This window comes from Flavobacterium sp., assembly GCF_044339515.1.
GTDB lineage: Bacteria > Bacteroidota > Bacteroidia > Flavobacteriales > Flavobacteriaceae > Flavobacterium.
The window spans coordinates 18,976-39,985 of sequence record NZ_JBIIVK010000002.1 but is presented as its reverse complement, the minus strand read 5'-3'; the positions used below and the strand labels follow the sequence as shown (position 1 = coordinate 39,985).

The following is a 21,010-nucleotide window of genomic DNA, read 5'->3' as shown; positions in this document are numbered from 1 at the left end:
AAAATAACTATATGAAAAATAACTACTTAATTCTAAAATTGTGTTTTTTATTTTTAATAAACTCATCTTTGTTTGCTCAAAATGATTATACAGTTTCGCCAATACCACATCAAACCTATACTTTTAATGCAATTCCTATATCCTCATTAGACGATATATATTCTCCAACTATCGATATTGGATTTACTTTTAATTTTTTTGGGATTGATTACGATCAATTAGTTGTTAGCACAAACGGTTTCATTGACTTTCGTTCAAATCTTGCCGGTACAGTTTGTCCTTGGACATTAAATCAAAGTATTCCTAGCACTAATTTCCCTGTAAAAAATTCTATTTTGGGCTGTTATCATGATTTGTATAATCAAAACCAAGTTGGTTCTATAACTTATGCTTTGACTGGAATTGCACCCTATCGAAAGTTTATTGTAAGTTTTTATAATCAACCTCATTTTCAATGTGCTACAACAGAAAGTTCATTTCAAATGATCATTTATGAAACGTTTAATTATGTTGATGTTCAGATTATAAACAGAGAAGTGTGTTCAATTCAACTTGGAATCAAGGTAACGCAGTAACTGGAATTATTAATCTAGAAGGAAATATAGCTTTTACTCCTCCCGGCAGAAATACCGGTGCTTGGGTTGCAGCACAAGAAGGATGGCGTTTTTCAAGGCCGTTTGAAAACACCAATTATAATTATACAATTTGCGATGATAATTTGGATGGATACGGTTCCTTCAACTTAGATTTAATAAAAGAAGCGATAAATAGCGAATCACCGGAAAATGTAACTATCCATGAAACACTTATGGATGCAGAATTAGGAGTAAACTCGATTCCGGGTACAAATTATGTTAATATTAATCCCTATACTCAAACAATCTACGCAGCCTTTAATAGTGTTGTTACTCCCGTTATTTTAACGCTGATAGATTGTGCAAATGATTATGATCTTGATTCTGTATCTACAGATTTAGAAGACGAAAATGGTGATGGGAATTTAGCTAATGATGATACAGACAATGATGGAATTCCTGATTATTTGGATAATGATGATGACGGAGATATGGTTTTAACCGAATTTGAATATGTTTTTGATGCAGGAAGAAGTTTAGATGAAATAACGAATGTTGATACCGACTTAGACGGAATTCCGAATTATCTCGATAATGATGATGATGGAGATGGTGTTCTTACTATCGATGAGGATTATAATGGAAATAATAATCCAATGGATGACGATACTAATTCAAATGAAATTCCGGATTATTTAGATAATCAAGTGGCATTAAGTTTGACGGAAAATCAATTAATAAAATTAATTCAAATCTATCCAAATCCGGCAGAAAATTTTATTTCAATTGCCAACCAATCGGAGTGGAATATTGATAAAGTTTCGATTTATGCTATCAATGGCTCAAAAGTAAAAGAATTGAATAATTTAAATGAAAATGATACAATTGATGTTTCAACGCTTCAATCTGGATTGTATTTGATAAGTATTCAAACAAACAATCAAACGTTGAACTATAAATTTTTGAAAAAATAATAAAAAAGTAAATTTGAATGAATTAAGGTTTGGCATTTGCTGAACCTTTTTTTATTCCATAAAATTAAAAAAATTACTTTTGCAAAAAAGAATACAATGCCAAAAGAACTGCTCATTCAAGTATCACCCGAAGTAGCTGCCAATGATTTTTTACTCAAAGATCATGTGGCCAAAATGATTCGGGTTTCAATGAATGAAGTGCAGCATATTTCTATTCTTAAACGTTCGATTGATGCTCGTCAAAAAGCCATCAAAATCAATTTAAAATTGGTGATTTTTTTTCAGGGCGAATCTTTCACTGAACAAAAGATAGAATTACCCAACTACCCGAATGTTTCCAATCAAAAAGAAGTAATTGTCATTGGAGCAGGTCCAGCCGGACTTTTTGCCGCTCTTCAACTCATCGAACTAGGTTTGAAGCCCATCGTTATCGAACGTGGTAAAGATGTTCGCGGTCGTCGTCGTGATTTAAAAGCCATCAACGTTGACCACATCGTTAATGAAGATTCTAACTATTGTTTTGGCGAAGGTGGTGCCGGAACCTATTCTGATGGAAAACTCTACACGCGTTCCAAAAAACGAGGTGATGTAGACAGAATTTTGCAATTGTTAGTGGGTTTTGGTGCTTCTCCCGATATTTTAGTAGAAGCTCACCCACATATCGGAACCAATAAATTACCACAAATTATTCAAGACATTCGGGAGAAAATCATCGAATGTGGCGGACAAGTTTTGTTTGAAACCCGTGTGACCGATTTTATTGTTAAAAATAATGAAATGCAAGGCATCGTTACCCAAAAAGGAGAAACGATTTCGGCGAATAAAGTCATTTTGGCCACCGGACATTCCGCTCGTGATATTTTTGAATTATTAGATAGAAAAAAAATCCTTATCGAAGCCAAACCTTTTGCGTTAGGCGTTCGGGCTGAACATCCTCAAGAATTAATTGATTCGATACAATACAGTTGCGACTTCAGAGGCGAATATTTGCCACCTGCACCATATTCCATTGTGAAACAAGTAAATGGTCGAGGTATGTATTCCTTTTGTATGTGTCCTGGTGGCGTAATTGCTCCCTGTGCAACAAGTCCGGGTGAAGTGGTAACCAACGGTTGGTCGCCTTCCAAAAGAGATCAAGCCACCGCCAATTCCGGTATTGTAGTAGAATTGAAACTGGAAGATTTTAAACCCTTTGCCAAATTCGGACCCTTATCCGGAATGGAATTTCAAAAAGCCATTGAGCAAAAAGCGTGGCATTTGGCTGGACAAACACAAAAAGTGCCGGCACAACGCATGATTGATTTTACGCAAAATAAAGTTTCCGCTTCCATTCCAAAAACATCGTATGTACCAGGAACTACATCGGTGGAATTGGGTCAGGTTTTTCCCGGATTTTTAACGCAAATCATGCGAGAAGGATTTTTGCAATTCGGAAAATCAATGAAAGGTTATTTAACCAACGAAGCTATTTTACATGCTCCGGAAAGTAGAACGTCTTCTCCGGTTCGCATTCCGAGAGATGCTCAAACATTAGAACATCTTCAAATCAAAGGCTTGTATCCTTGTGGAGAAGGAGCAGGGTTTGCAGGCGGAATTGTTTCTGCTGCCATTGATGGAGAGAAATGTGCTTTGAAAATTAAGGAGAGTTTGAATTACTAAAATTGATTCAACACCCGTTAAACTTTTCACAATTCCATATAAAACTAAATAAAAACGAACTTTTTCTTACCTTTGATGAGCTATAAATCAGCTATGACAGAAGAAAAAGTAATTTTAGTAAACGAAAACGACGAGCCAATTGGGTTGATGGAAAAACTCGAAGCTCATGAAAAAGCAGTGCTTCATCGTGCTTTTTCTGTTTTTGTATTGAATGATAAAAATGAAGTGATGTTGCAACAACGAGCTCATCACAAATACCATTCACCTTTGTTATGGACCAATACGTGTTGCAGTCATCAACGGGAGGGTGAAACCAATATTCAGGCTGGAACACGAAGATTATTTGAAGAAATGGGTTTTACTACAGAATTAAAAGAGTTGTTTCACTTTATCTATAAAGCTCCGTTTGATAACGGTTTAACTGAACATGAACTCGATCACGTGATGATAGGGTATTATAATGAAGCACCAAAAATAAATCCCAATGAGGTAGAAAGTTGGAAGTGGATGAGTATAGAAGCCATCAGAGATGATATTCAAACGCAATCTGAAAATTATACTGTTTGGTTTAAAATCATTTTTGATGAGTTTTACCATTATCTAGAAGATCATAAACTGTAAAATATCAATAACAAAATTCAATTTCAAATTTCAATAAAATGAGAGTTACAGTTTCCCGAAAAGCACACTTTAATGCCGCTCACCGATTGTATAGAAAGGACTGGTCCATGGAAAAAAACGATTTAGTTTTTGGGAAATGTAACAATCCCAACTATCACGGACACAATTATGAATTGATAGTAAGTGTTACCGGAGAAATAGATCAAGAAACCGGTTTTGTGATGGATGTAAAAATTCTTTCCGACTTAATCAAAGAGCACATTGAAAATGCATTTGACCATAAAAACCTGAATTTGGATGTGCCTGATTTTGCAGATTTGAATCCTACCGCGGAAAATATTGCGGTAGTAATATGGAATAAATTGCGAATTCACATCAAAGATTCTTTTGATTTAGAAATTGTTTTATATGAAACTCCGCGAAATTTTGTAACATTTAAAGGAAATTAAAATGGCATTGAAAGTAGGGGATAAAGTACCAAATTTCATTTCCGTTGATACAAACGGCAACGAGTTTAAAAGTCAAGATTACCTTGGTAAACAGTGGATAGTACTGTATTTTTATCCAAAAGATGACACACCCGGATGTACCGCACAAGCATGTGGTTTTAGGGATAGTTATCAAGATTTTAAAGAACTTGGGGCAGAAGTTATAGGTGTAAGCTCTGACAGCACTGCGTCTCACTTGAGTTTTAAAAAGAAATTTAATTTGCCTTTTATTTTGCTTTCTGATACGAATAAAAAAATTAGAAATCTTTTTGGAGTTCCAAATGATTTTTTTGGGTTATTACCCGGAAGATCAACTTATGTTATCAATGAGCAAGGAATTATAAAAATGATATTTGATAGTGTGACGGCCAAAGCACATATTACAAAAGCTTTAGAAATGCTGAAAAAAAGATAGTCTTTCAATTTATCCAAAGATTTAGGTACTTTACCGACTTAAATTTGCAATTCATAAAATAAAAAAGCAATTACAACACAATTAAATTTATTTTTGCCTCAAAATAATACAAATGAATTTATATCCTTTTCAATTTGAACCCATTCTAAAAGAACGCATTTGGGGCGGAACCAAATTAAAAAATTATTTAAACAAACCAATCACTTCTGAAATTACAGGAGAAAGTTGGGAACTGTCAACTGTTCCATCTGATGTTAGTGTTGTAAAAAATGGTCTTTTCAAAGGTAAAAATCTCAATGAATTGATTGATTTGTATCCGGAAGAAATGCTTGGCAAAACGGTTTTTGCTCGTTTTGGTAAACAGTTTCCTTTACTTTTTAAATATTTGGATGCTCGAGAGGATTTGTCGATTCAGTTGCATCCGAATGATGAATTGGCTAAAGCACGTCATAATTCGTTTGGTAAAACTGAAATGTGGTATGTCATGCAAGCGGATGAAAATGCCCGTTTGATTGTTGGTTTTAAAGAAGATTCTTCTCGAGAGGAATATTTACATCATATTGAAAATAAAAAGCTCATTTCACTATTGAATGAAGTTCCTGTCAAAAAAGGGGATGTTTTCTTTTTAGAAACCGGAACCATTCATGCCATTGGTGCCGGAATCGTGATTGCTGAAATTCAACAAACCAGCGATGTTACGTATCGAATTTATGATTGGGATAGGGTAGATGCTAATGGAAACGAACGCGAATTGCACACTGAATTGGCTTTGGATGCAATCAATTATAAAACAACTTTTGCTAAAAAAGAATACAAGACAACAGAAAACAAAAGCACTTCACTAGTAGATTGCCCGTATTTTAAAACCAATATTTTTCCGCTTAACGGGGAATTGTTGATAGAAAAAACCAGCGATTCTTTTATGGTATTCATGTGTACCGAAGGAAGTTTTGAGTTGTTTTTGAATAATGAAAAATATGCTTATCAAACCGGTGATACGGTTTTAATTCCGGCAATATATACATCATTTTTATTGAGAGGAAAGGCAAATTTATTAGAAATTACAATTTAGGTTTTTCAAACTAATTCATTTAATTCTAAATTTTTACGTACTTTTGCACCGCAATTAAAATTAAATAAAATGGCAAGTATTAGAAATTTAAAGAAGGACATCAATTTTGTAATGGGCGATATCATCGAGGCGGTTTATTACCATGAAATGACAACTACGGGAAAACCAACTGAACAATCAAGTGCGTTAATTGATGAGGCAATTGCTACATTCGATACGTTAATTACAAAAGTAAACGATAAAAAAGTAGAGAGCCGTAAAGCTCATTTAAAGCAAGTAGAAAAAGAATTGGAAGCGGCTGCGATTCAATTAGTTGAAAAAGTTAATGCACTTTAATCCAATTTTTTGATAAAAAAAGTGCTTTTTTGTTTTGGAATATTCATTTTCAAAATTATATTTGCACTCACATTGAGACGCCGGTGTAGCTCAGCTGGCTAGAGCAGCTGATTTGTAATCAGCAGGTCGTGGGTTCGAGTCCCTCTATCGGCTCAATTTTTTTGAAAGGATAACTTTAGGGTTATCCTTTTTTTATTGAATATGGGACGAGAAGTTTATCCCGATTTTTATCGGGAAGTCCCTCTATCGGCTCAATTTTTAAGGACAACTTTTCGGTTGTCCTTTTTTTATAGTATAAGAAGAAGTATGTTCGTTTCACTTTTTTCTTGTATAAGTGAGCTTCTATTGTGTCTTCAACTTTAACTTCAAGGCCAAAAAATAAATTCTCCATTTTGTTTGGTAACATTCAAAAAACTCGTGAACTTTGCACTGTGAAAAAAATTACGGTCATACTTGCCCTTTTTATGCTCTTTAAGCCGGTTCTTCCCGTACTGGAGTATGTGGTTTTTTATGACTATATTAAAAATGAGTTATGTGTAAACCGTGATAAACCGGAGATGGAATGTAACGGTAAATGTCACCTCGCCAAAGAAATGGCCAATGCCAACGATTCCGAGTCTAATAATGGCAACAAGAAGTTTTTTTCCGTTGAAGTTGGACCTGTTTTTTGCCAACTATTAACTGATGATTTTTTCAACATAATAACTGAACAAATTTACAAAGCCAAAATAGGTTCTGGTGAGGACTTTATGGCTAAACAATTGTATTTACATTCTATTTTCAGGCCTCCCATTTTTTAATTCATTCATAGTATTTACAGTAAAGCATCTTTTGCTTAACACTTTTTTTGTCAAGAAGTTACCTTGACAAAACAATTTTCGTATACCTATAAATTAATTAAAATAAAAATGAAAACAAACTTTAAATATTTCGCATTATTCTTAACTTTTTCTATCCTTTTTTCCGCTTGTAGTAGCGACGATGATACTGCTGAAAATCTTGACGGCACCTTTGGCGATGTTGAATTATTCTTTGACAACGGTGTAAATGGTGATGCTTTGATTTTAGGCAATTCATACACGAACTCTAATGGTGAAACATTAACCATCAACCGATTCAATTATATCGTGAGTAACTTTATATTGGTAAAGGAAGATGGTACAGAATATACATATCCAAAAAATGACAGTTACTTCGTAATCAGTGAAGAAACCGATAAAGTTACCGTAGTTTTAGAAAATATTCCTGCTGGCGATTATAAACAAATTAAATTTGGAATTGGGGTAGACCAACAACGTTACCTCGAAGGAGAAACTGCTCAACAAGATTTCTGGAACCACGCCTCTGCTAACAATATGGTTTGGACATGGAGTACAGGATACCGTTTTATCAATTTTGAAGGAACATTTACTTCTTCACACAATGCTGATCCGTTGAATTTCCAAATTCACCAAGGAAGTAATTCGTCTACTGACAATTATAGAGTGGTAACGTTGAATTTACCAACGAATGCAAGAGTAAGACAAAATGAAATGCCAAATATTCATTTCATTGCCGATGCTAATGAAATTATTGACGGAACAACTAAAATTGTTTTGCATGACAACTTAAACCCAGCCGGAACAAACGCCAGCATAATGGGTGGTCCAAATTTGATTACGGTGGCAGGGAATACATTAAATATGTTTACTGTTGATCATGTACACAATGGTTCGGGTGATCACCACAACTAAATTTATGACAGCTATTTGATGAAAAGTGAGCCGGCTTTGTATTTTCTAAAGCCGGTCTTTTCTCATTTACTTCTATTAGTAAAATTGATTAACCATAAAGACAAACAACATGAATTTATTTTTCAGACGAATTAGCCATTTGGTTATAAGTTTTTTTTTAGTAGTTTTCGTTTCGTGTAGTGAGGAAGATGAATATAAAAGCATCGATCAAGATAGTCCTTATGATTTTGTTATTCCGTCAAATTTTCCGGAGATGGCACAGGATATTTCTTTGAATTATCCCACCAAAAACGGAGTGGCTTTGGGGAGAAAATTATTTTATGAACCAAAACTATCACGAGATAATACTATTTCCTGTGCTTTTTGTCACGAGCAATCATCTGCTTTCACACATCACGGTCACGATTTTAGTCACGGCATTAACAATTTAATTGGTAACCGAAATGCTCCATCTGTTCAAAACATGGCTTTTCAGAGTGAATTTTTTTATGATGGTGCTTCCAACAGCATTCAAATGCTTTCCATAGTTCCGATTCATAATCCGGTAGAAATGGATGAGTCGTTACCGGGAATTGTTGAAAAACTGAAACAAGATCCACAGTATGTAAGTATGTTTGAAGCTGCTTTTGAAAACGGTCAAGTTTCTTCATCCAACATTTTAAATGCATTAGCTCAGTTTATGACAGTCATGATTTCTGCCGATTCAAAGTATGATAAATACGTTCGCAACGAACCGGGTGGAAATTTATCCACGCAAGAATTGCAAGGGTTGAGTTTGTTTCAAACCAACTGTGCCAGTTGCCATGCTACCGATGTTTTTACGGATAGTTCTTTTCGAAATAATGGTTTACCCATAAATCCAAGTCTGAATGATTTCGGAAGAGAAACAGTGACCGGTTTTGATTATGATCGCTACAAATTTAAAGTGCCGAGTTTGCGAAATGTTGAACTAACAGGACCTTATATGCACGACGGACGTTTTGGTTCGTTGCAATCTGTTTTGAATTTTTATTCAACAGGTGTCCAAAATACTCAAAATTTAGATCCATTACTACAACAACACGGAACGTTAGGGATTCCACTCACACAAGAACAAAAAGAAGCAATCATCGCCTTCTTAAAAACTTTAACAGACGAAAAATTCATTACTAACCCTGAGTTTTATCATCAAACATAATGACAATGAATAGAATATTATTTGGTTTAGTCGTGCTTTTTTCGAGCTCGGTTTTTTCGGGCAATGATCCAAAAACCAATCCGTTTAGCACAAAACAGTATTTTTCACTCTTGGAGGAATGTGACGCTTGCGGATGCTCAGCCAATGGCGGAAGTATGGGTTTTAGTTCCATGTTAAGCGATAATTTTATTGGGATTCGTTATTTTCATCAAAGTTATCAGAGTCGTGATGGGGTTTTTAATAATTCGCCTTGGATAGATGAAAACTTCAATACGGCACAAATTTGGGGTCGAATTCCCGTAACAAATAAACTGGAAGTCACGGTTTTGGTTCCCTATCATTTTCACAGACGAGTGAAATCTTCGGGTACACAAAATGTTGATGGTTTGGGCGATATTACGCTGATGGCTTTGTACCGTATTTTTCAAACCAAAGATACACTTTCAGGTTTTAAACATCGGATATTAGTGGGAGGAGGGATAAAAGCTCCAACAGGAAAGTTTGACAGTGCTAACAACGGCAGTGTAAACCCGAGTTTTCAGGTAGGAACCGGAGGTTGGGATTATTCATTGACAACTGAATACATTATTCGAAAAGGAAATTGGGGACTCAATAACGCTTTGAATTATATTATAAAAACAGAAAATGACAAAAACTATAAATTTGGCAACCAATTTAATTATGGTAGTACATTGTTTTACAGTACAATGATTAAAAAAGTGATTGTCGTTCCGCAAGTTGGCGTTGCCGGAGAAACATTTCAAGCAAATCAAGAATTTGATCAAGACGTACCATTTACTAAAGGAGATATTTTTTTTAGTAAAATTGGTGTCGAAGTAGGTTATCGCAAGTTTTCAACCGGAATTAATGCGATGCTACCAATTAATCAAAACCTAACAGGAGGTAGGGTTGAAGCAAATTATCGTTTAGGAATTCATTTGAATTATTCCTTGTAAATCGGATTGATACACAAAATTGCGTGAGGGATAGCAACGGAAAGCCCACAGAGAGGAGGCACGACGAACGAGGACTTGCAGCGGATAGCCCGACCCGTAGCTTGCGGAGGGGCACGCCCAATAAATTAGTTTAAAGGTTTCAAGTTTCAAGTTTTGGGAATAAAGAAAGAGAAAGCAGAAATGTTTTCTCTTTCTTTAAATATGTATTTTTTATTGTTCTATTTTTCGTCTTTCTGCGATGAACTGGGTGAGCATTTTGCCGTATTTGGATTTAGCTACTTTGGGCGACATCGAATTATGAATGGTATCTAAATATTTCAATTGGGCATCGTGCACTTCGGATAAGGCAATATAAGGACTTACTTCGTATTCTTTTTGGTTTAATGCAAAGTTGATTGAATACAAGTACATTCTTTTAATTAGTTTTTCATTTGCTACTTGAATACTATCTAAACTGGCTTGGTTGTTTTCTTGTTTAGCTTTGATTTCTTTTTCCAATAACAACAATTGTTCATTGTTAAATCGGGAATTGATTTTTAGAAAATCTTGAAAAAGTTCGTGGTTTTTTGAACCTTTTATTTGGGCATTGGCATAGAAAGTTTCTAACGAAGTTTCGATAGAAAGGTTTCCCGGTTCAGCAAAAACCACTAAGTTATTGTCTAACGAATTTGACTGTCCACGGTCTAAAAACAAGTAAAGCATTTCGGGTGAATCGATTTTTAAATGACTTTCAAATGTTGACTTTCCGTCAAAAATGATGGAATCCATTACCACCAAAGTGGAATCTTGAAGCGTTTGAATATATAATTTACCTTGTTTAATTCCCTTTACATTACCTGTGATGTGAAGGTTTGAGTCACTTTTGGTTTCTTCTTTTTTACAAGCGACAAACAGACTGAATGCTACTAAAAGCAATAAGGTTTTTTTCATTTTTTATTGAATCGATTTTTGTTAATTTGTTAAATTGGAGCTACAATCTCCATTAAAATGGCAGAGAGTATGGCTCCGTATGTTCCTATGATATAACCAAAAACAGCCAAAAGCACTCCTACACTCGCTAGCGATGGATGAAAAGCTGAGGCGACAATTGGTGCAGAGGCCGCTCCTCCAATATTGGCTTTGCTTCCCACGGCTAAAAAGAAAAACGGTGCTCTAATTATTTTTCCGACAATGACTAATAATAGTACGTGGATGCTCATCCAAATCAACCCCACAACTAAAAGTCCCGGGTTGCTTAGAACGGAACTTAAATCCATTTTCATTCCGATGGAAGCGACTAGAATGTAAATGAAAACACTGCCCATCTTGCTGGCACCGGCACCTTCGTATTCTTTGAGTTTTGTAAACGAGATGACAATTCCTAATATTGTGGCAATCGTAACCATCCAAAAGAATCGGTCGCCAAAGGTTGATACAAAACTCGTTAGGTCGTTGACGGATTCAAAATTTGCTTTCAGGAAATCTGAAATAGTGTTACTTCCCCAATGCGAAAGTCCAACTGCTGTAAATGCAATACCTAAAATAATCATTAAATCAGTTAAACTAGGGTTTCTGGTCACACTTGCGGCATAGGTGGAGACTTTGCTTTTTAATTCTTCAATTGAGCTATTGTCGGCTTTGAACCAGTTGTCAATTTTTTCTTTTCTTCCGATTCCAAAAAGCAAAACAGCCATCCAAATGTTAGCGACTACAATATCTACCAAAACCATGGCTCCATATTTGTTTGGATTGTATTTATAGACTTCGAGCATGGCTGCTTGGTTTGCACCACCGCCAATCCAGCTTCCGGCTAGTGTGGATAATCCTCGCCATACAGCATCAAAACCTGCACCGCCTACTGTTTCCGGAGAAAAGATTGACACGATTAATATTGCAATTGGTCCACCTAAGATGACACCAATTGTTCCGGTGAAAAACATGATCAACGCTTTTGGTCCAAGCTTAAACATGGCTTTTAAGTCGATGCTCAGTGTCATTAGAACTAGAGCTGCCGGCAATAAATAACGACTGGCTACAAAATAGATGGATGATTTTTTGGTAACCATCTCACCATTCTCACCCATTTCTGTCCATTCCGGCGAAATAATGTTCAATGAACTAAAAACGGAAGGAAGTAAATAACACATTAATAAAGACGGGAATATAACATAGAATTTTTTCCAAAAACCTTCTTTTATGGAAGAAGTATAGAATACAAATGCCAATAAAAATAGTAATAGGCCAAATACGATGGTATCATCTGTAATGTAAGGTGCGTTTTTCATTCCTTTTAATTTGGTTGCAAAATAGGGATTTTTTGAAAATTCTTGGGTGTTTTTTTTGAGTAAGTTGTAAAAGTGATTACGCAAAAAAAAAATCCCTGAAACTTTCGATTCAGGGATTCATATAGAATTTTTTATTTTTATCCTTTTAACCAAGCTTCGCGAAGTGCTTTTTTTGCTTCGTCTGTGGCTTGATAGCCATCAATCTCGTCCATTGTAACTTTAACGTTTCCTTTCAGGGTAAGTTCTTTATCTTCTCTTTTAATTACAAAAGTTATTGGGTCGTTTTCCTGCCACGACATACTTCCGATTATCATATCGTAAATATTGTCAAGGTTGTATTTAGTGTCATTAATTGATACAATAATGTCGCCACCTTGTAAGCCCATCGATTTCATAAAATCATTCAATTCGATGCCGGGGAGAATGATAATTTCTTTGGTAGTTGGGTTAACTGTAATGTAGGGCACTTGTCCTTTTAAGAAAATATTACCGCGAATTTGCACTTTGGTTTTGGTTACACCTACTTTTCCAAAATATTCTTCATAATTCAAAGGCGTGCTTCCCGAAACATAGGTTTCTAAAAAAGTTTTGATTTCAGGGAAAGTTACCGAAACAATTTTGTCGAATAATTCGTTGTCTTCAAATGGTTTTTCGTTTCCGTATTCTTTGGAAAGCTTTTGCATTAAATCTAAAATTCCACGTTGTCCATTGCTTAGTTCACGTAATTCAATATCTAAGCACATGGCAATCAAAGCACCTTTTTCATACACATTTAAATAAGCATCTTTATATTCTTTTTTCAAGACTTCGGCACTCATTTTAGTAAATGGCATAGTGTCGCTGAATCGTTGTGAATTGGTAATTTTCCCCGCCATTCTTTCATAGAACTCGCTTTCGTCAATCAAACCTTGATTCACTTGAAATAAGTTGGCGAAGTACTCAGTAATTCCTTCGTACATCCACAAATGTTGAGACATTTTAGGGGTGTTAAAATCAAAATAATGAATTTCTTTAGAATGTACACTCAACGGAGTAACAATATGAAAAAATTCATGTGAAACTACATCTACCATGCTTTGGTTCAGTTGATCTGCCGGCATTGCCTCCGGAAAAACAACTACGGTTGAAGTGTTGTGTTCCAAAGCTCCAAAACCTTTAGCATCCTCTTTTTCATAGTCTGATAAATAAAGAAGAATGGCGTATTTTTTTGTGTTGTTGATTGGACCTAAAAATTTCTTTTGAGCCTTCATCATGGTTTCCATAGCAGGTTTAAAATCTTCGGCAGTATACATTCCGTTTGGCGAATGAACACTGATTATGATTTCCATATTATCCACCATAAAGGAAGCACTTTTACCTTTGGTATACATAATAGGATGGTCGGCCAATTCAGCGTAACGAGAAGTTTTGAAAACATCTACAGCATCACTTTTATCTAAATCAACCATTGCAGAAGCACCATTTAAATGCGAAGGCTTGCTTACTGTTAATTGATAAGGAAGTTCATTTAAATCTTTGAAGTAGCCAATAAAAGCATGCGTGTTAATCACAAAATTTTCACCTTCTAAAATATTAGTTCCAGCCGGTGAAAAAATATCACCTTGACCGAATTGGGTACCGGATTCAGAATCGTACGTATCGTTAATTAAATAAGAAACGTAGGCCAACTTTTTAGCATTTTTGATAACCCATGAATTTTCATCCATTTTTGCAATCGCAAGTTCATTTCCTTTAGCATCATAGGCTTTGAAATTTTCAGCATAACGACCGTAATCGTCCTCAGAATAGGTGCCGGGAACAATTTTAGGAAGAAAAAAAGTTGTTTCGTCGGTCTTAATTTTTGGTGGCGTAATTTTTACAGACACTCGGTCGTTGTTGATTTTCACTAAATCAAGCTCAACCAATATTTCATTGTTTTTGTTTTGTGCAAAAGTAATTACACCGGTTAACAATAAAAAGCTGCTTGTGAGTACAAGCGATAAAAAAGATTTTCTCATGAAAGTTTAAATTTTATCATAAGTAGCGTGACTGCTAATTATGTTACAAATAACAGTAAAAAACCGTTATATTAAAAATATTTTGATGTTAAGGCTTTGGTAAATTTACTTGGCTTGAAGGAGTATCCAATCCTTCATGTCTGATAAAACTTGAGGAGAAAAGGTTTGCTCGATTTCGCCATATTCTTCTGTTGAACCGGTTTTGCATTCTTGAAAAAGGTGGTTTAAATTGGGGTATTCTTTGATTGTTATTTTTTTGTTTCCACCTTTTATAAATGCTTTTTTGATGCCCTCTAAATTAGATTGAGGAGGGACTTGCAGGTCTTTTTCACCATTCAAAATCAATACCGGACATTTTACTTTTTTAAGGTATTCTTCGGGTTTAAATCCTAAAAAACTTCTAATCCAGGGATAAGTAACACTCTGAATTTGTTGATTAATCATTTGATTTTTATCGTTTTCACTTAAATTCGCAAACGAAGGGTCGTTGTTAAATTGCGTTTTGAAAACATTGGCTAAATCGGATTTAATTTCGTCATTACTTTTGTCGCTTTTTACCAAATCATAGATCATTCTATTGGTTTTTTGTGATTTTGAAATTTCAGCATCTGAGGCTCCACTCACTTTAGCAATTAAAAAAGTTTGTTCCATGAGCAATTCATCACACGGAATACCGGGAGCAGCCAGCAATACAATAAAACTAATGTTTTTATTTTTAGAAGCAACAATCGGTGCAATCATACCTCCTTCGCTATGACCAATTAAACCGATTTTTTTCGGATTGACGCCTTTTTTTGTTTTTATATATTGGACGGCAGCTTCAATGTCGGTTGCAAAATCATACGTGGTTGAATTGGTCGGATTTCCTCCTGATTTTCCAACCCCACGATCATCGATTCGTAAAACACCAATTCCATTTTTGGTCAAATAATCAGCGATTACCCAAAAAGGTTTGTGTCCAAAAATTTCAGAATTTCGGTCTTGTTGACCACTTCCTGAGATTAAAATTGCAATGGGGAAATTTTCAGATTTTGGTGCTGTAAAAGTGCCGCCTAGTGTTATGTTGTCTTTTTCATTGATAAAAGTCACCTCTTCAATGTTATAATCATAAGGTGGTTTTGGTTCTTGCGGACGGTTAGTCTTTTTTAAAGTTGTTTCTGTACGAGTTAAATTAAGAGGAAAATTTTGACCGTTTTGTGAAAAAACACCTTCAAATTCATTGGAAGCATTTAGTTTACCGGTATAAGAAAATTTGGCTTGGTCAAATTTAAAAACTAGTATATTATCTTCAAAAGTAACAGAGGAAAGCGGAATTCCCTTTGCATTTTGTTGTGGAATGTCCATTTTTCCGGAGTAGGAAGTGTCATTTTTGCTGAAATCGAAACCAAATAACAGTTCCGAACCCATGACACTCAACTTGCTATACCATTTTCCGGTAATGTCTTGAGCAAAAATGAGAAAAGGACAAAATAAAAGAGCGAGTACAACTACTTTTTTCATAAGAATTGATTGGGTATATTATGTTATAAAAATACAAAATCAATCTTAAAAAGGGCGTTTAAATTTTTATCTTTTTGAAATTTTATTACCCGTAATTTGTCTCTGGAGTTTGCATTTAAAACGGTCAATTCCGTTTTCGCGTAATTTGGCATGCTTTGTTGTTCTTCCCTGTACACGTTCACGCCACATTTTAAAACTCGAAGGTTTCATCTCTCTACGCATGAGTTCGATGGTTTCTTGCTCAGAAATCCCAAATTGAAAAGTAATAGCTTCAAATGGCGTTCTATCTTCCCATGCCATTTCAATGATGCGATCGATTTGAATATCGTTAAATACTTTGGTGTTTGGCATAACTTTATTTTAAAGGCAGGGCAAAGTAACGTTTAAAATAAAAAAACTCTTGCTGAACAAGAGTTAAATTTGTATTAATCAAATTTATTTTTGATGTAATATTTACTGTCTAAGTCATCATCAAAATCATCGATGACAGGTTTTGGCTTGGGTTTGCTGGCCGTAACTTTCTTTTTCCAAAGTTCAAAATTGTCTTTAGAAAGTCGTTTTCTCATTAGCTCGGTTACTTCATTTTCTGAAATTCCGAATTCAACTTTAAGCACTTCAAAAGGTTTTTTCTCCTCTTGAGCCATACTGATCACGCGTTCAATTTCTTCGTGAGTCAGTTCCACTCTTTTACTTTTTTTCATTAGTCCAAAAGCACATTAATATTTATTACTTTTTTTATTTAAAATATAAATCAATATTAAGAAAAAAATAAATTACTTTTTCACTCCACAGCATTTTTTTTAGTTAAACTTCGGGAGCACGGTATTTTTGAAAAGGTATCTTCAGTAAATTACTTAATTTATTATGTTCATTTGGGTTCATATGTGTATCAACACCATAAATGATTTTGTCACGGTCTAAGTAGGAGTAAGTGCCAAAAATTCTATCCCATACAGAAAAAATATTTCCATAATTACTATCTGTATAAGGTAACTTATAATGATGGTGAATTTTGTGCATATCCGGAGAAATAATAATATAACTCAAAACTTTATCCAGTTTTTTGGGAAGTGGAATATTGGCATGATTGAATTGAGAAAAAACTACCGAAAGCGATTGATAAAGAAATACCATCCACATCGGACTACCAACGATAATAACACCAAGCACAGTAAATGCAAATCGAATCACGCTTTCTCCGGGATGATGACGGTTGGCGGAAGTGGTGTCAATCCATGTATCAGTGTGATGAATAAGGTGATATCGCCATAAAAATTTTACTTTGTGTTCAATTAAATGTACAAGGTATGCACCGATTAAATCCAACAACAATAATCCAACTATTGTATAAAACCATATGTTCATGGTTGGTAACCATTGAAGAATGCCAAAATTTTGCTGAGTGGCTAAGTCAGCTGCAAAAAGCAGAATAAATGCCATCGCAAAGTTTACAATGATGGTGGTTGAGGTAAAAAAGATATTAATTCCGGCATGATTGAATTTGTTGTATTTAAATTTAAAGAGCGGAAAAGCATTTTCAATCAACCAAAAAACAGTAATACCACCTACCAAAATTAAACCCCTGTGTAGTGAAGGGATGGTTTCAAAATAATCGATAAGCTGATTCATAGCAATGATTTTTTTACTAAAGTACTAAAAATATAAAACTATTTGATAATTCTAAAAGTGAGATTAATTCGTGGACCAATAGGTTTTGCTGTCTTTGGAATTTGATGTTTCCAGAAATGCTGTGTTGTTCCTTTCATGAGTAACAAGCTGCCGTGTTCAAGATTTATTTTTAATTTGGCTTCTTTTATTGAATTGTGTTGGAGGTGAAAACTTCTTTCGACACCAAAACTAACAGAAGCTATGACTGGATTTCGACCTAATTCTTTTTCGTTATCAGCATGCCAGCCGTTGCTGTCTTTTCCATCTCGGTATAAATTTAAAAGTACGGTGGTGAAGTTTTCCTGACAAACCTCCTCAATTTTATTTTTAATAAACATTAGCAAAGGATTCCATTTATGAGGATGCATAATGATATTGGAGTAAGAGTAGGTTTTCCCATCATTACCAAACAAAGCAGTAAGGCGAGGTTGTAAATGAGTTTGACCGAAGACGGTAATGTTGTCTTGTTGCCAAGGGATTTCGGTTTTTAATTTCTCGAATAACTCATTGGCTTTTTCTATAGTAAAAAAGTTAGCATAATATTCTATTTCAGCATCGGGTAATTCAAATGCTATTTTTTCTTTTGGAAAGAGTAAGTTCATTTTGTAAAAATAAAAAAAGCGATGGAAATAACCATCGCTTTTGAGAAAACTTAAGATTGAAATTTGTTAGTTTTCGTGGTTTTGTAATACGTTTTTATAAATGACTCCGGCAACTATAGCTCCTAAAATAGGAGCAAGCCAAAACAACCAAAGTTGCATCAAAGGCTCACCACCAGTAAAAATCGCTTGTGATGTTGAACGGGCAGGGTTTACTGATGTGTTTGTAATCGGAATACTTATTAAATGAATTAAAGTCAGAGCCAAACCAATTGCGATTCCGGCAAATTTTCCATTGGCAAATTTATCGGTTGCTCCCAGAATAACCAATAGGAAGAACATGGTTAAAACAAATTCGGCAACAAACGCAGCGGTCATTGAATAACCGAAAGGTGAAAAAGCCCCATAACCATTGGAAGCAAAAGCTCCAGCTTTTGTATTGTCGATTCCCAAGAAACTGTCTTGACCGTTCATGATGAAATAAAGTGTTCCTGCGGCTGCTAATGCACCTACGCATTGTGAAACAATATAAGGTGCTAATTCTTTAGCATCAAAGCGACCACTTGCCCATAGACCAAATGAAACAGCCGGATTGAAATGACCACCTGAAATATGACCCACTGCATATGCCATAGTTAAAACGGTTAAACCGAAAGCGAGTGAAACTCCGGCAAAACCTATGCCCAGTTCGGGAATACCTGCCGCAAAAAGGGCACTACCACAACCGCCGAAAACCAACCAATAGGTTCCAAAAAATTCTGCAAATAGTTTTTTCATGATTTGTTTGTTTAGTTATTATTTAGTGTATTGATATGCCCAAAAAATGAATACGAGTTGTAAAGGCAATCGGATAAAAAGTATCCATTTTGGCAATCCTAAACTTGCTTTGTCATTTTGAAACATATATAAGTTTGCTGGAAAAACTGCAATTAATAAAAGTATAATCCCCCAAGCAGCCATTATGGAAGTTTGTGGAATGCACAAAAGAATTGCCAAAATAATTTCAGCTAATCCGGAAACTGAATTAAGTAATTTTGGTTTAGGAAAAAAAGGAGGTATTATTTTTAAATATAATCTAGGATTGCGAAAATGATTGCAACCGGCTATGAAATAGATAGCTGCCATACAATAGAGATGCCAAGATAAATTCATAAATAATCGCTATGATTACAACGAATTTATAAAAAAAATGTTAATTAATTGCATAAGTAGAATAAATTCTACAAAAATGTTAATTATTTTTTCTTAGCGAAGTTAAGATTCATAATAATAATTGCCAAGATAATCAACACAATTCCGCACCATTGTGTGGCATTTACGTTTTCATTCAGAAGAAAATAGGCCATTAAAACGGATACCGGAAGTTCCAATGACGAAACAATACTGCCCAATCCGATTCCGGTTTGAGGAAAACCGGCATTCAAAAGCATAGGGGGTATAATAGTGCCAAACAGAGCTAATATAATTCCCCATTTTAAGAAAATTTCAAAATTAAATGGGGTGTTTTGAGTTAATAATGCGAATGCAAAAACGATGACTGCTCCACCTAAAAGCATATATAAACTCCGTTGTGCTGATGAAATTCCTAATGCTATCCGATTTGCTGTAAACATAGTGGTTGTGAAAGAAGCGGCTGCTAAAATTCCCCAAAATAAACCTCTCCAGTCTAATTCAATTTCATTTTTTAACAAGTTGGTTGCTAATATAGTACCAATTAAAACGATTATGACCGCGACTATTTTTTGAAGAGATGGAAGTTTTTTATCTAAAATCATTTCCAACAGAACGCCCATCCAAACCGTTTGCATTAACAAAACAATCGCTATTGAGACATCAATGTATCTCACACATAAATAATAGAAAACACTGGTCATTCCCAACGAAGTTCCTGCTAGCATTAACTGTAATATGTTCTTTTTTGTAGCTTTTATAGCGGTGTTGTCATTTTTAATTCGTTGAAAAGAGTTGATAATCAAAACACCTATTATACCCAAAATAAATTGAGCAGTAGTTACTTCCGCAGTGGTGAAATTTTCTTTGTAGGCAAGTTTAACAAAAGTGGCTAACATGCCGTAACTTGTAGCACCCAATCCAACTAAAAAAACTCCTTTTAATACACTATTTGTCGACATAATTAAATTTTTCAAAAGCCGGCAAAGATATGGAAAAGTTGCGAGTTTCGGGAGGAAGATTTAAGGTTTCAAGTTTAGAAGTGTTCTGAATAAATCCGACCGATTGTTGCGGAATCCGTATAGCATTAAAGCGAAGCGTCTTTGTGATCTTCGCGATATCCTTTGCGTTCTTTGTGGTTAAATTAAGTTTCAAGTTTTTTGTTTAGATAATACTTTTTCGAATGATTTTTAGTTAGAATAAAAAAAGTCTATGAAAAAATTGCTTTTACTTTTCGTTTTAAGTTTTGTTTGTTGCAACAACACGCCAGCAACTGAAGAGGTGAAAGATTACACTTCCATTCATAATGAAGCAATGATTTTTTGTAAAGAAAACCAATTCAATCAAGATTTTTATTTTTTGATAGACATGAGTATTCATTCCGGTAAGAATCGCTTTTTTGTGCATGATTTTAAAACGAAGAAAGTCAGCCATCAAAATTTGGTTACTCACGGAACCTGCGATGTTTTTCAAACTAATCCCGAAAAATATAAAAAAGCCAGATTCAGCAATAAGCGAGATAGTCATTGTTCGATGAAAGGTAAATTTAAGATTGGTATACGCGATTACAGTTCGTGGGGTATTAATGTGAAATATTGGCTACACGGTTTGGAATCAACCAACGATAATGCGGTTGAACGTGTGGTGGTTTTACACTCATGGAGTGCAGTTTCTAACGATGAAATTTATCCTAGATATTCACCATTAAGCTGGGGATGTCCAGCAGTTTCCGATGAATTCATGCAAATTTTGGATGAAAAATTAAAGGCTGTTGAAAAACCGGTTTTGTTGTGGATTGTAGAGTAA

At 34.8% G+C, this 21,010-nt stretch carries 25 protein-coding genes and 1 tRNA gene; 14 read left to right on the top strand and 12 right to left on the bottom strand.

Annotated elements, in window-relative coordinates:
• Positions 1-11 precede the first annotated feature (11 nt).
• From ACIQ0M_RS00845 to ACIQ0M_RS00805, 9 genes are all read left to right on the top strand, one after another.
• Positions 12-575 (top strand): hypothetical protein, encoded by a 564-nt coding sequence (locus ACIQ0M_RS00845; RefSeq protein ID WP_396148756.1) that lies wholly within the window; start codon positions 12-14, stop codon positions 573-575.
• A complete protein-coding gene (locus ACIQ0M_RS00840) occupies positions 539-1,549 on the top strand; it encodes a T9SS type A sorting domain-containing protein (RefSeq protein WP_396148754.1) in 1,011 nt (336 codons plus the stop codon). Before ACIQ0M_RS00845 ends, ACIQ0M_RS00840 begins: the two co-directional genes overlap by 37 nt.
• A gap of 96 nt (positions 1,550-1,645) precedes the next feature.
• Entirely contained in the window at positions 1,646-3,208 is a 1,563-nt protein-coding gene (locus tag ACIQ0M_RS00835) for an NAD(P)/FAD-dependent oxidoreductase (protein ID WP_396148752.1), read from the top strand.
• Positions 3,209-3,301: 93 nt separating this feature from the next.
• On the top strand, positions 3,302-3,829 hold the full coding sequence (gene idi / locus ACIQ0M_RS00830) for an isopentenyl-diphosphate Delta-isomerase (RefSeq protein WP_396148889.1): 528 nt from the start codon (positions 3,302-3,304) through the stop codon (positions 3,827-3,829).
• Positions 3,830-3,867: 38 nt separating this feature from the next.
• On the top strand, positions 3,868-4,278 hold the full coding sequence (locus ACIQ0M_RS00825; RefSeq protein ID WP_396148750.1) for a 6-pyruvoyl trahydropterin synthase family protein: 411 nt from the start codon (positions 3,868-3,870) through the stop codon (positions 4,276-4,278).
• Between the two features lies 1 nt (position 4,279).
• Positions 4,280-4,732: a peroxiredoxin gene (locus ACIQ0M_RS00820; RefSeq protein WP_396148748.1), complete on the top strand. Its 453-nt coding sequence runs from the start codon at positions 4,280-4,282 to the stop codon at positions 4,730-4,732.
• Between the two features lie 106 nt (positions 4,733-4,838).
• On the top strand, positions 4,839-5,804 hold the full coding sequence (locus ACIQ0M_RS00815; protein ID WP_396148887.1) for a type I phosphomannose isomerase catalytic subunit: 966 nt from the start codon (positions 4,839-4,841) through the stop codon (positions 5,802-5,804).
• A gap of 69 nt (positions 5,805-5,873) precedes the next feature.
• Positions 5,874-6,140 (top strand): hypothetical protein, encoded by a 267-nt coding sequence (locus ACIQ0M_RS00810; RefSeq protein WP_396148746.1) that lies wholly within the window; start codon positions 5,874-5,876, stop codon positions 6,138-6,140.
• A 79-nt stretch (positions 6,141-6,219) separates the two neighbouring features.
• Positions 6,220-6,293: transfer RNA gene (locus ACIQ0M_RS00805), tRNA-Thr, on the top strand.
• Positions 6,294-6,321: 28 nt separating this feature from the next.
• Here the strand turns inward: ACIQ0M_RS00805 and ACIQ0M_RS00800 are convergent.
• Entirely contained in the window at positions 6,322-6,531 is a 210-nt protein-coding gene (locus tag ACIQ0M_RS00800; protein ID WP_396148744.1) for a hypothetical protein, read from the bottom strand.
• Positions 6,532-6,604: 73 nt separating this feature from the next.
• On the opposite strand from ACIQ0M_RS00800, the gene ACIQ0M_RS00795 reads away from it, so the two are divergent.
• From ACIQ0M_RS00795 to ACIQ0M_RS00780, 4 genes are all read left to right on the top strand, one after another.
• Positions 6,605-6,940, top strand: a complete 336-nt coding sequence (locus ACIQ0M_RS00795) for a hypothetical protein (RefSeq protein ID WP_396148886.1) — start codon at positions 6,605-6,607, stop codon at positions 6,938-6,940.
• 108 nt (positions 6,941-7,048) lie between these two features.
• Positions 7,049-7,873 (top strand): MbnP family protein, encoded by an 825-nt coding sequence (locus ACIQ0M_RS00790; protein WP_396148742.1) that lies wholly within the window; start codon positions 7,049-7,051, stop codon positions 7,871-7,873.
• A gap of 109 nt (positions 7,874-7,982) precedes the next feature.
• Positions 7,983-9,050 carry a cytochrome-c peroxidase gene (locus ACIQ0M_RS00785; protein ID WP_396148740.1) on the top strand — a complete coding sequence of 356 codons (1,068 nt, stop codon included), beginning with the start codon at positions 7,983-7,985 and terminating at the stop codon, positions 9,048-9,050.
• 5 nt (positions 9,051-9,055) lie between these two features.
• Positions 9,056-10,006 (top strand): transporter, encoded by a 951-nt coding sequence (locus ACIQ0M_RS00780; RefSeq protein ID WP_396148738.1) that lies wholly within the window; start codon positions 9,056-9,058, stop codon positions 10,004-10,006.
• Between the two features lie 210 nt (positions 10,007-10,216).
• Here the strand turns inward: ACIQ0M_RS00780 and ACIQ0M_RS00775 are convergent, their stop codons facing one another.
• The 11 genes from ACIQ0M_RS00775 to ACIQ0M_RS00725 all read right to left on the bottom strand — a co-directional run bounded on the left by ACIQ0M_RS00775 (position 10,217) and on the right by ACIQ0M_RS00725 (position 20,166).
• On the bottom strand, positions 10,217-10,936 hold the full coding sequence (locus tag ACIQ0M_RS00775; protein ID WP_396148736.1) for a DUF4369 domain-containing protein: 720 nt from the start codon (positions 10,934-10,936) through the stop codon (positions 10,217-10,219).
• Between the two features lie 29 nt (positions 10,937-10,965).
• Positions 10,966-12,270, bottom strand: coding sequence for a DUF819 domain-containing protein (locus ACIQ0M_RS00770; protein WP_396148734.1), 1,305 nt, complete (start codon positions 12,268-12,270; stop codon positions 10,966-10,968).
• A gap of 137 nt (positions 12,271-12,407) precedes the next feature.
• Complete coding sequence (locus ACIQ0M_RS00765) at positions 12,408-14,267, bottom strand: peptidase M61 (RefSeq protein WP_396148732.1); 1,860 nt, start codon at positions 14,265-14,267, stop codon at positions 12,408-12,410.
• Positions 14,268-14,372: 105 nt separating this feature from the next.
• Positions 14,373-15,767: an alpha/beta hydrolase family protein gene (locus ACIQ0M_RS00760; RefSeq protein ID WP_396148730.1), complete on the bottom strand. Its 1,395-nt coding sequence runs from the start codon at positions 15,765-15,767 to the stop codon at positions 14,373-14,375.
• Between the two features lie 66 nt (positions 15,768-15,833).
• Positions 15,834-16,118, bottom strand: coding sequence for a TIGR03643 family protein (locus ACIQ0M_RS00755; RefSeq protein ID WP_396148728.1), 285 nt, complete (start codon positions 16,116-16,118; stop codon positions 15,834-15,836).
• 74 nt (positions 16,119-16,192) lie between these two features.
• Positions 16,193-16,468 carry a TIGR03643 family protein gene (locus ACIQ0M_RS00750; protein ID WP_396148726.1) on the bottom strand — a complete coding sequence of 92 codons (276 nt, stop codon included), beginning with the start codon at positions 16,466-16,468 and terminating at the stop codon, positions 16,193-16,195.
• A gap of 103 nt (positions 16,469-16,571) precedes the next feature.
• Complete coding sequence (locus tag ACIQ0M_RS00745; RefSeq protein WP_396148724.1) at positions 16,572-17,396, bottom strand: sterol desaturase family protein; 825 nt, start codon at positions 17,394-17,396, stop codon at positions 16,572-16,574.
• A gap of 38 nt (positions 17,397-17,434) precedes the next feature.
• Positions 17,435-18,037, bottom strand: coding sequence for an alpha-ketoglutarate-dependent dioxygenase AlkB family protein (locus ACIQ0M_RS00740; RefSeq protein ID WP_396148722.1), 603 nt, complete (start codon positions 18,035-18,037; stop codon positions 17,435-17,437).
• Positions 18,038-18,103: 66 nt separating this feature from the next.
• Positions 18,104-18,811 (bottom strand): aquaporin Z, encoded by a 708-nt coding sequence (aqpZ, locus tag ACIQ0M_RS00735; RefSeq protein WP_396148720.1) that lies wholly within the window; start codon positions 18,809-18,811, stop codon positions 18,104-18,106.
• An 18-nt stretch (positions 18,812-18,829) separates the two neighbouring features.
• Complete coding sequence (locus ACIQ0M_RS00730) at positions 18,830-19,159, bottom strand: DoxX family protein (protein ID WP_396148718.1); 330 nt, start codon at positions 19,157-19,159, stop codon at positions 18,830-18,832.
• A 110-nt stretch (positions 19,160-19,269) separates the two neighbouring features.
• Complete coding sequence (locus ACIQ0M_RS00725; RefSeq protein ID WP_396148716.1) at positions 19,270-20,166, bottom strand: EamA family transporter; 897 nt, start codon at positions 20,164-20,166, stop codon at positions 19,270-19,272.
• 250 nt (positions 20,167-20,416) lie between these two features.
• Here ACIQ0M_RS00725 and ACIQ0M_RS00720 point away from each other — a divergent pair, with 250 nt between their 5' ends.
• The gene (locus ACIQ0M_RS00720; protein ID WP_396148714.1) at positions 20,417-21,010 is read left to right on the top strand and encodes a murein L,D-transpeptidase catalytic domain-containing protein; all 594 of its coding nucleotides are present in this window, start codon (positions 20,417-20,419) and stop codon (positions 21,008-21,010) included.

Bases quoted from the DNA above. Each gene is read 5' to 3' on its own strand.
- ACIQ0M_RS00810 (WP_396148746.1), top strand. From the start codon at position 5,874: ATGGCAAGTATTAGAAATTTAAAGAAGGACATCAATTTTGTAATGGGC.
- ACIQ0M_RS00835 (WP_396148752.1), top strand. From the start codon at position 1,646: ATGCCAAAAGAACTGCTCATTCAAGTATCACCCGAAGTAGCTGCCAAT.
- ACIQ0M_RS00780 (WP_396148738.1), top strand. From the start codon at position 9,056: ATGAATAGAATATTATTTGGTTTAGTCGTGCTTTTTTCGAGCTCGGTT.
- ACIQ0M_RS00755 (WP_396148728.1), bottom strand. From the start codon at position 16,118: ATGCCAAACACCAAAGTATTTAACGATATTCAAATCGATCGCATCATT.
- ACIQ0M_RS00730 (WP_396148718.1), bottom strand. From the start codon at position 19,159: ATGGCAGCTATCTATTTCATAGCCGGTTGCAATCATTTTCGCAATCCT.
- ACIQ0M_RS00770 (WP_396148734.1), bottom strand. From the start codon at position 12,270: ATGAAAAACGCACCTTACATTACAGATGATACCATCGTATTTGGCCTA.
- aqpZ (WP_396148720.1), bottom strand. From the start codon at position 18,811: ATGAAAAAACTATTTGCAGAATTTTTTGGAACCTATTGGTTGGTTTTC.
- ACIQ0M_RS00845 (WP_396148756.1), top strand. From the start codon at position 12: ATGAAAAATAACTACTTAATTCTAAAATTGTGTTTTTTATTTTTAATA.
- ACIQ0M_RS00745 (WP_396148724.1), bottom strand. From the start codon at position 17,396: ATGAATCAGCTTATCGATTATTTTGAAACCATCCCTTCACTACACAGG.
- ACIQ0M_RS00740 (WP_396148722.1), bottom strand. From the start codon at position 18,037: ATGAACTTACTCTTTCCAAAAGAAAAAATAGCATTTGAATTACCCGAT.
- ACIQ0M_RS00795 (WP_396148886.1), top strand. From the start codon at position 6,605: ATGCTCTTTAAGCCGGTTCTTCCCGTACTGGAGTATGTGGTTTTTTAT.
- idi (WP_396148889.1), top strand. From the start codon at position 3,302: ATGACAGAAGAAAAAGTAATTTTAGTAAACGAAAACGACGAGCCAATT.
- ACIQ0M_RS00790 (WP_396148742.1), top strand. From the start codon at position 7,049: ATGAAAACAAACTTTAAATATTTCGCATTATTCTTAACTTTTTCTATC.
- ACIQ0M_RS00785 (WP_396148740.1), top strand. From the start codon at position 7,983: ATGAATTTATTTTTCAGACGAATTAGCCATTTGGTTATAAGTTTTTTT.
- ACIQ0M_RS00820 (WP_396148748.1), top strand. From the start codon at position 4,280: ATGGCATTGAAAGTAGGGGATAAAGTACCAAATTTCATTTCCGTTGAT.
- ACIQ0M_RS00725 (WP_396148716.1), bottom strand. From the start codon at position 20,166: ATGTCGACAAATAGTGTATTAAAAGGAGTTTTTTTAGTTGGATTGGGT.
- ACIQ0M_RS00765 (WP_396148732.1), bottom strand. From the start codon at position 14,267: ATGAGAAAATCTTTTTTATCGCTTGTACTCACAAGCAGCTTTTTATTG.
- ACIQ0M_RS00720 (WP_396148714.1), top strand. From the start codon at position 20,417: ATGAAAAAATTGCTTTTACTTTTCGTTTTAAGTTTTGTTTGTTGCAAC.
- ACIQ0M_RS00800 (WP_396148744.1), bottom strand. From the start codon at position 6,531: ATGGAGAATTTATTTTTTGGCCTTGAAGTTAAAGTTGAAGACACAATA.
- ACIQ0M_RS00825 (WP_396148750.1), top strand. From the start codon at position 3,868: ATGAGAGTTACAGTTTCCCGAAAAGCACACTTTAATGCCGCTCACCGA.
- ACIQ0M_RS00775 (WP_396148736.1), bottom strand. From the start codon at position 10,936: ATGAAAAAAACCTTATTGCTTTTAGTAGCATTCAGTCTGTTTGTCGCT.
- ACIQ0M_RS00750 (WP_396148726.1), bottom strand. From the start codon at position 16,468: ATGAAAAAAAGTAAAAGAGTGGAACTGACTCACGAAGAAATTGAACGC.
- ACIQ0M_RS00760 (WP_396148730.1), bottom strand. From the start codon at position 15,767: ATGAAAAAAGTAGTTGTACTCGCTCTTTTATTTTGTCCTTTTCTCATT.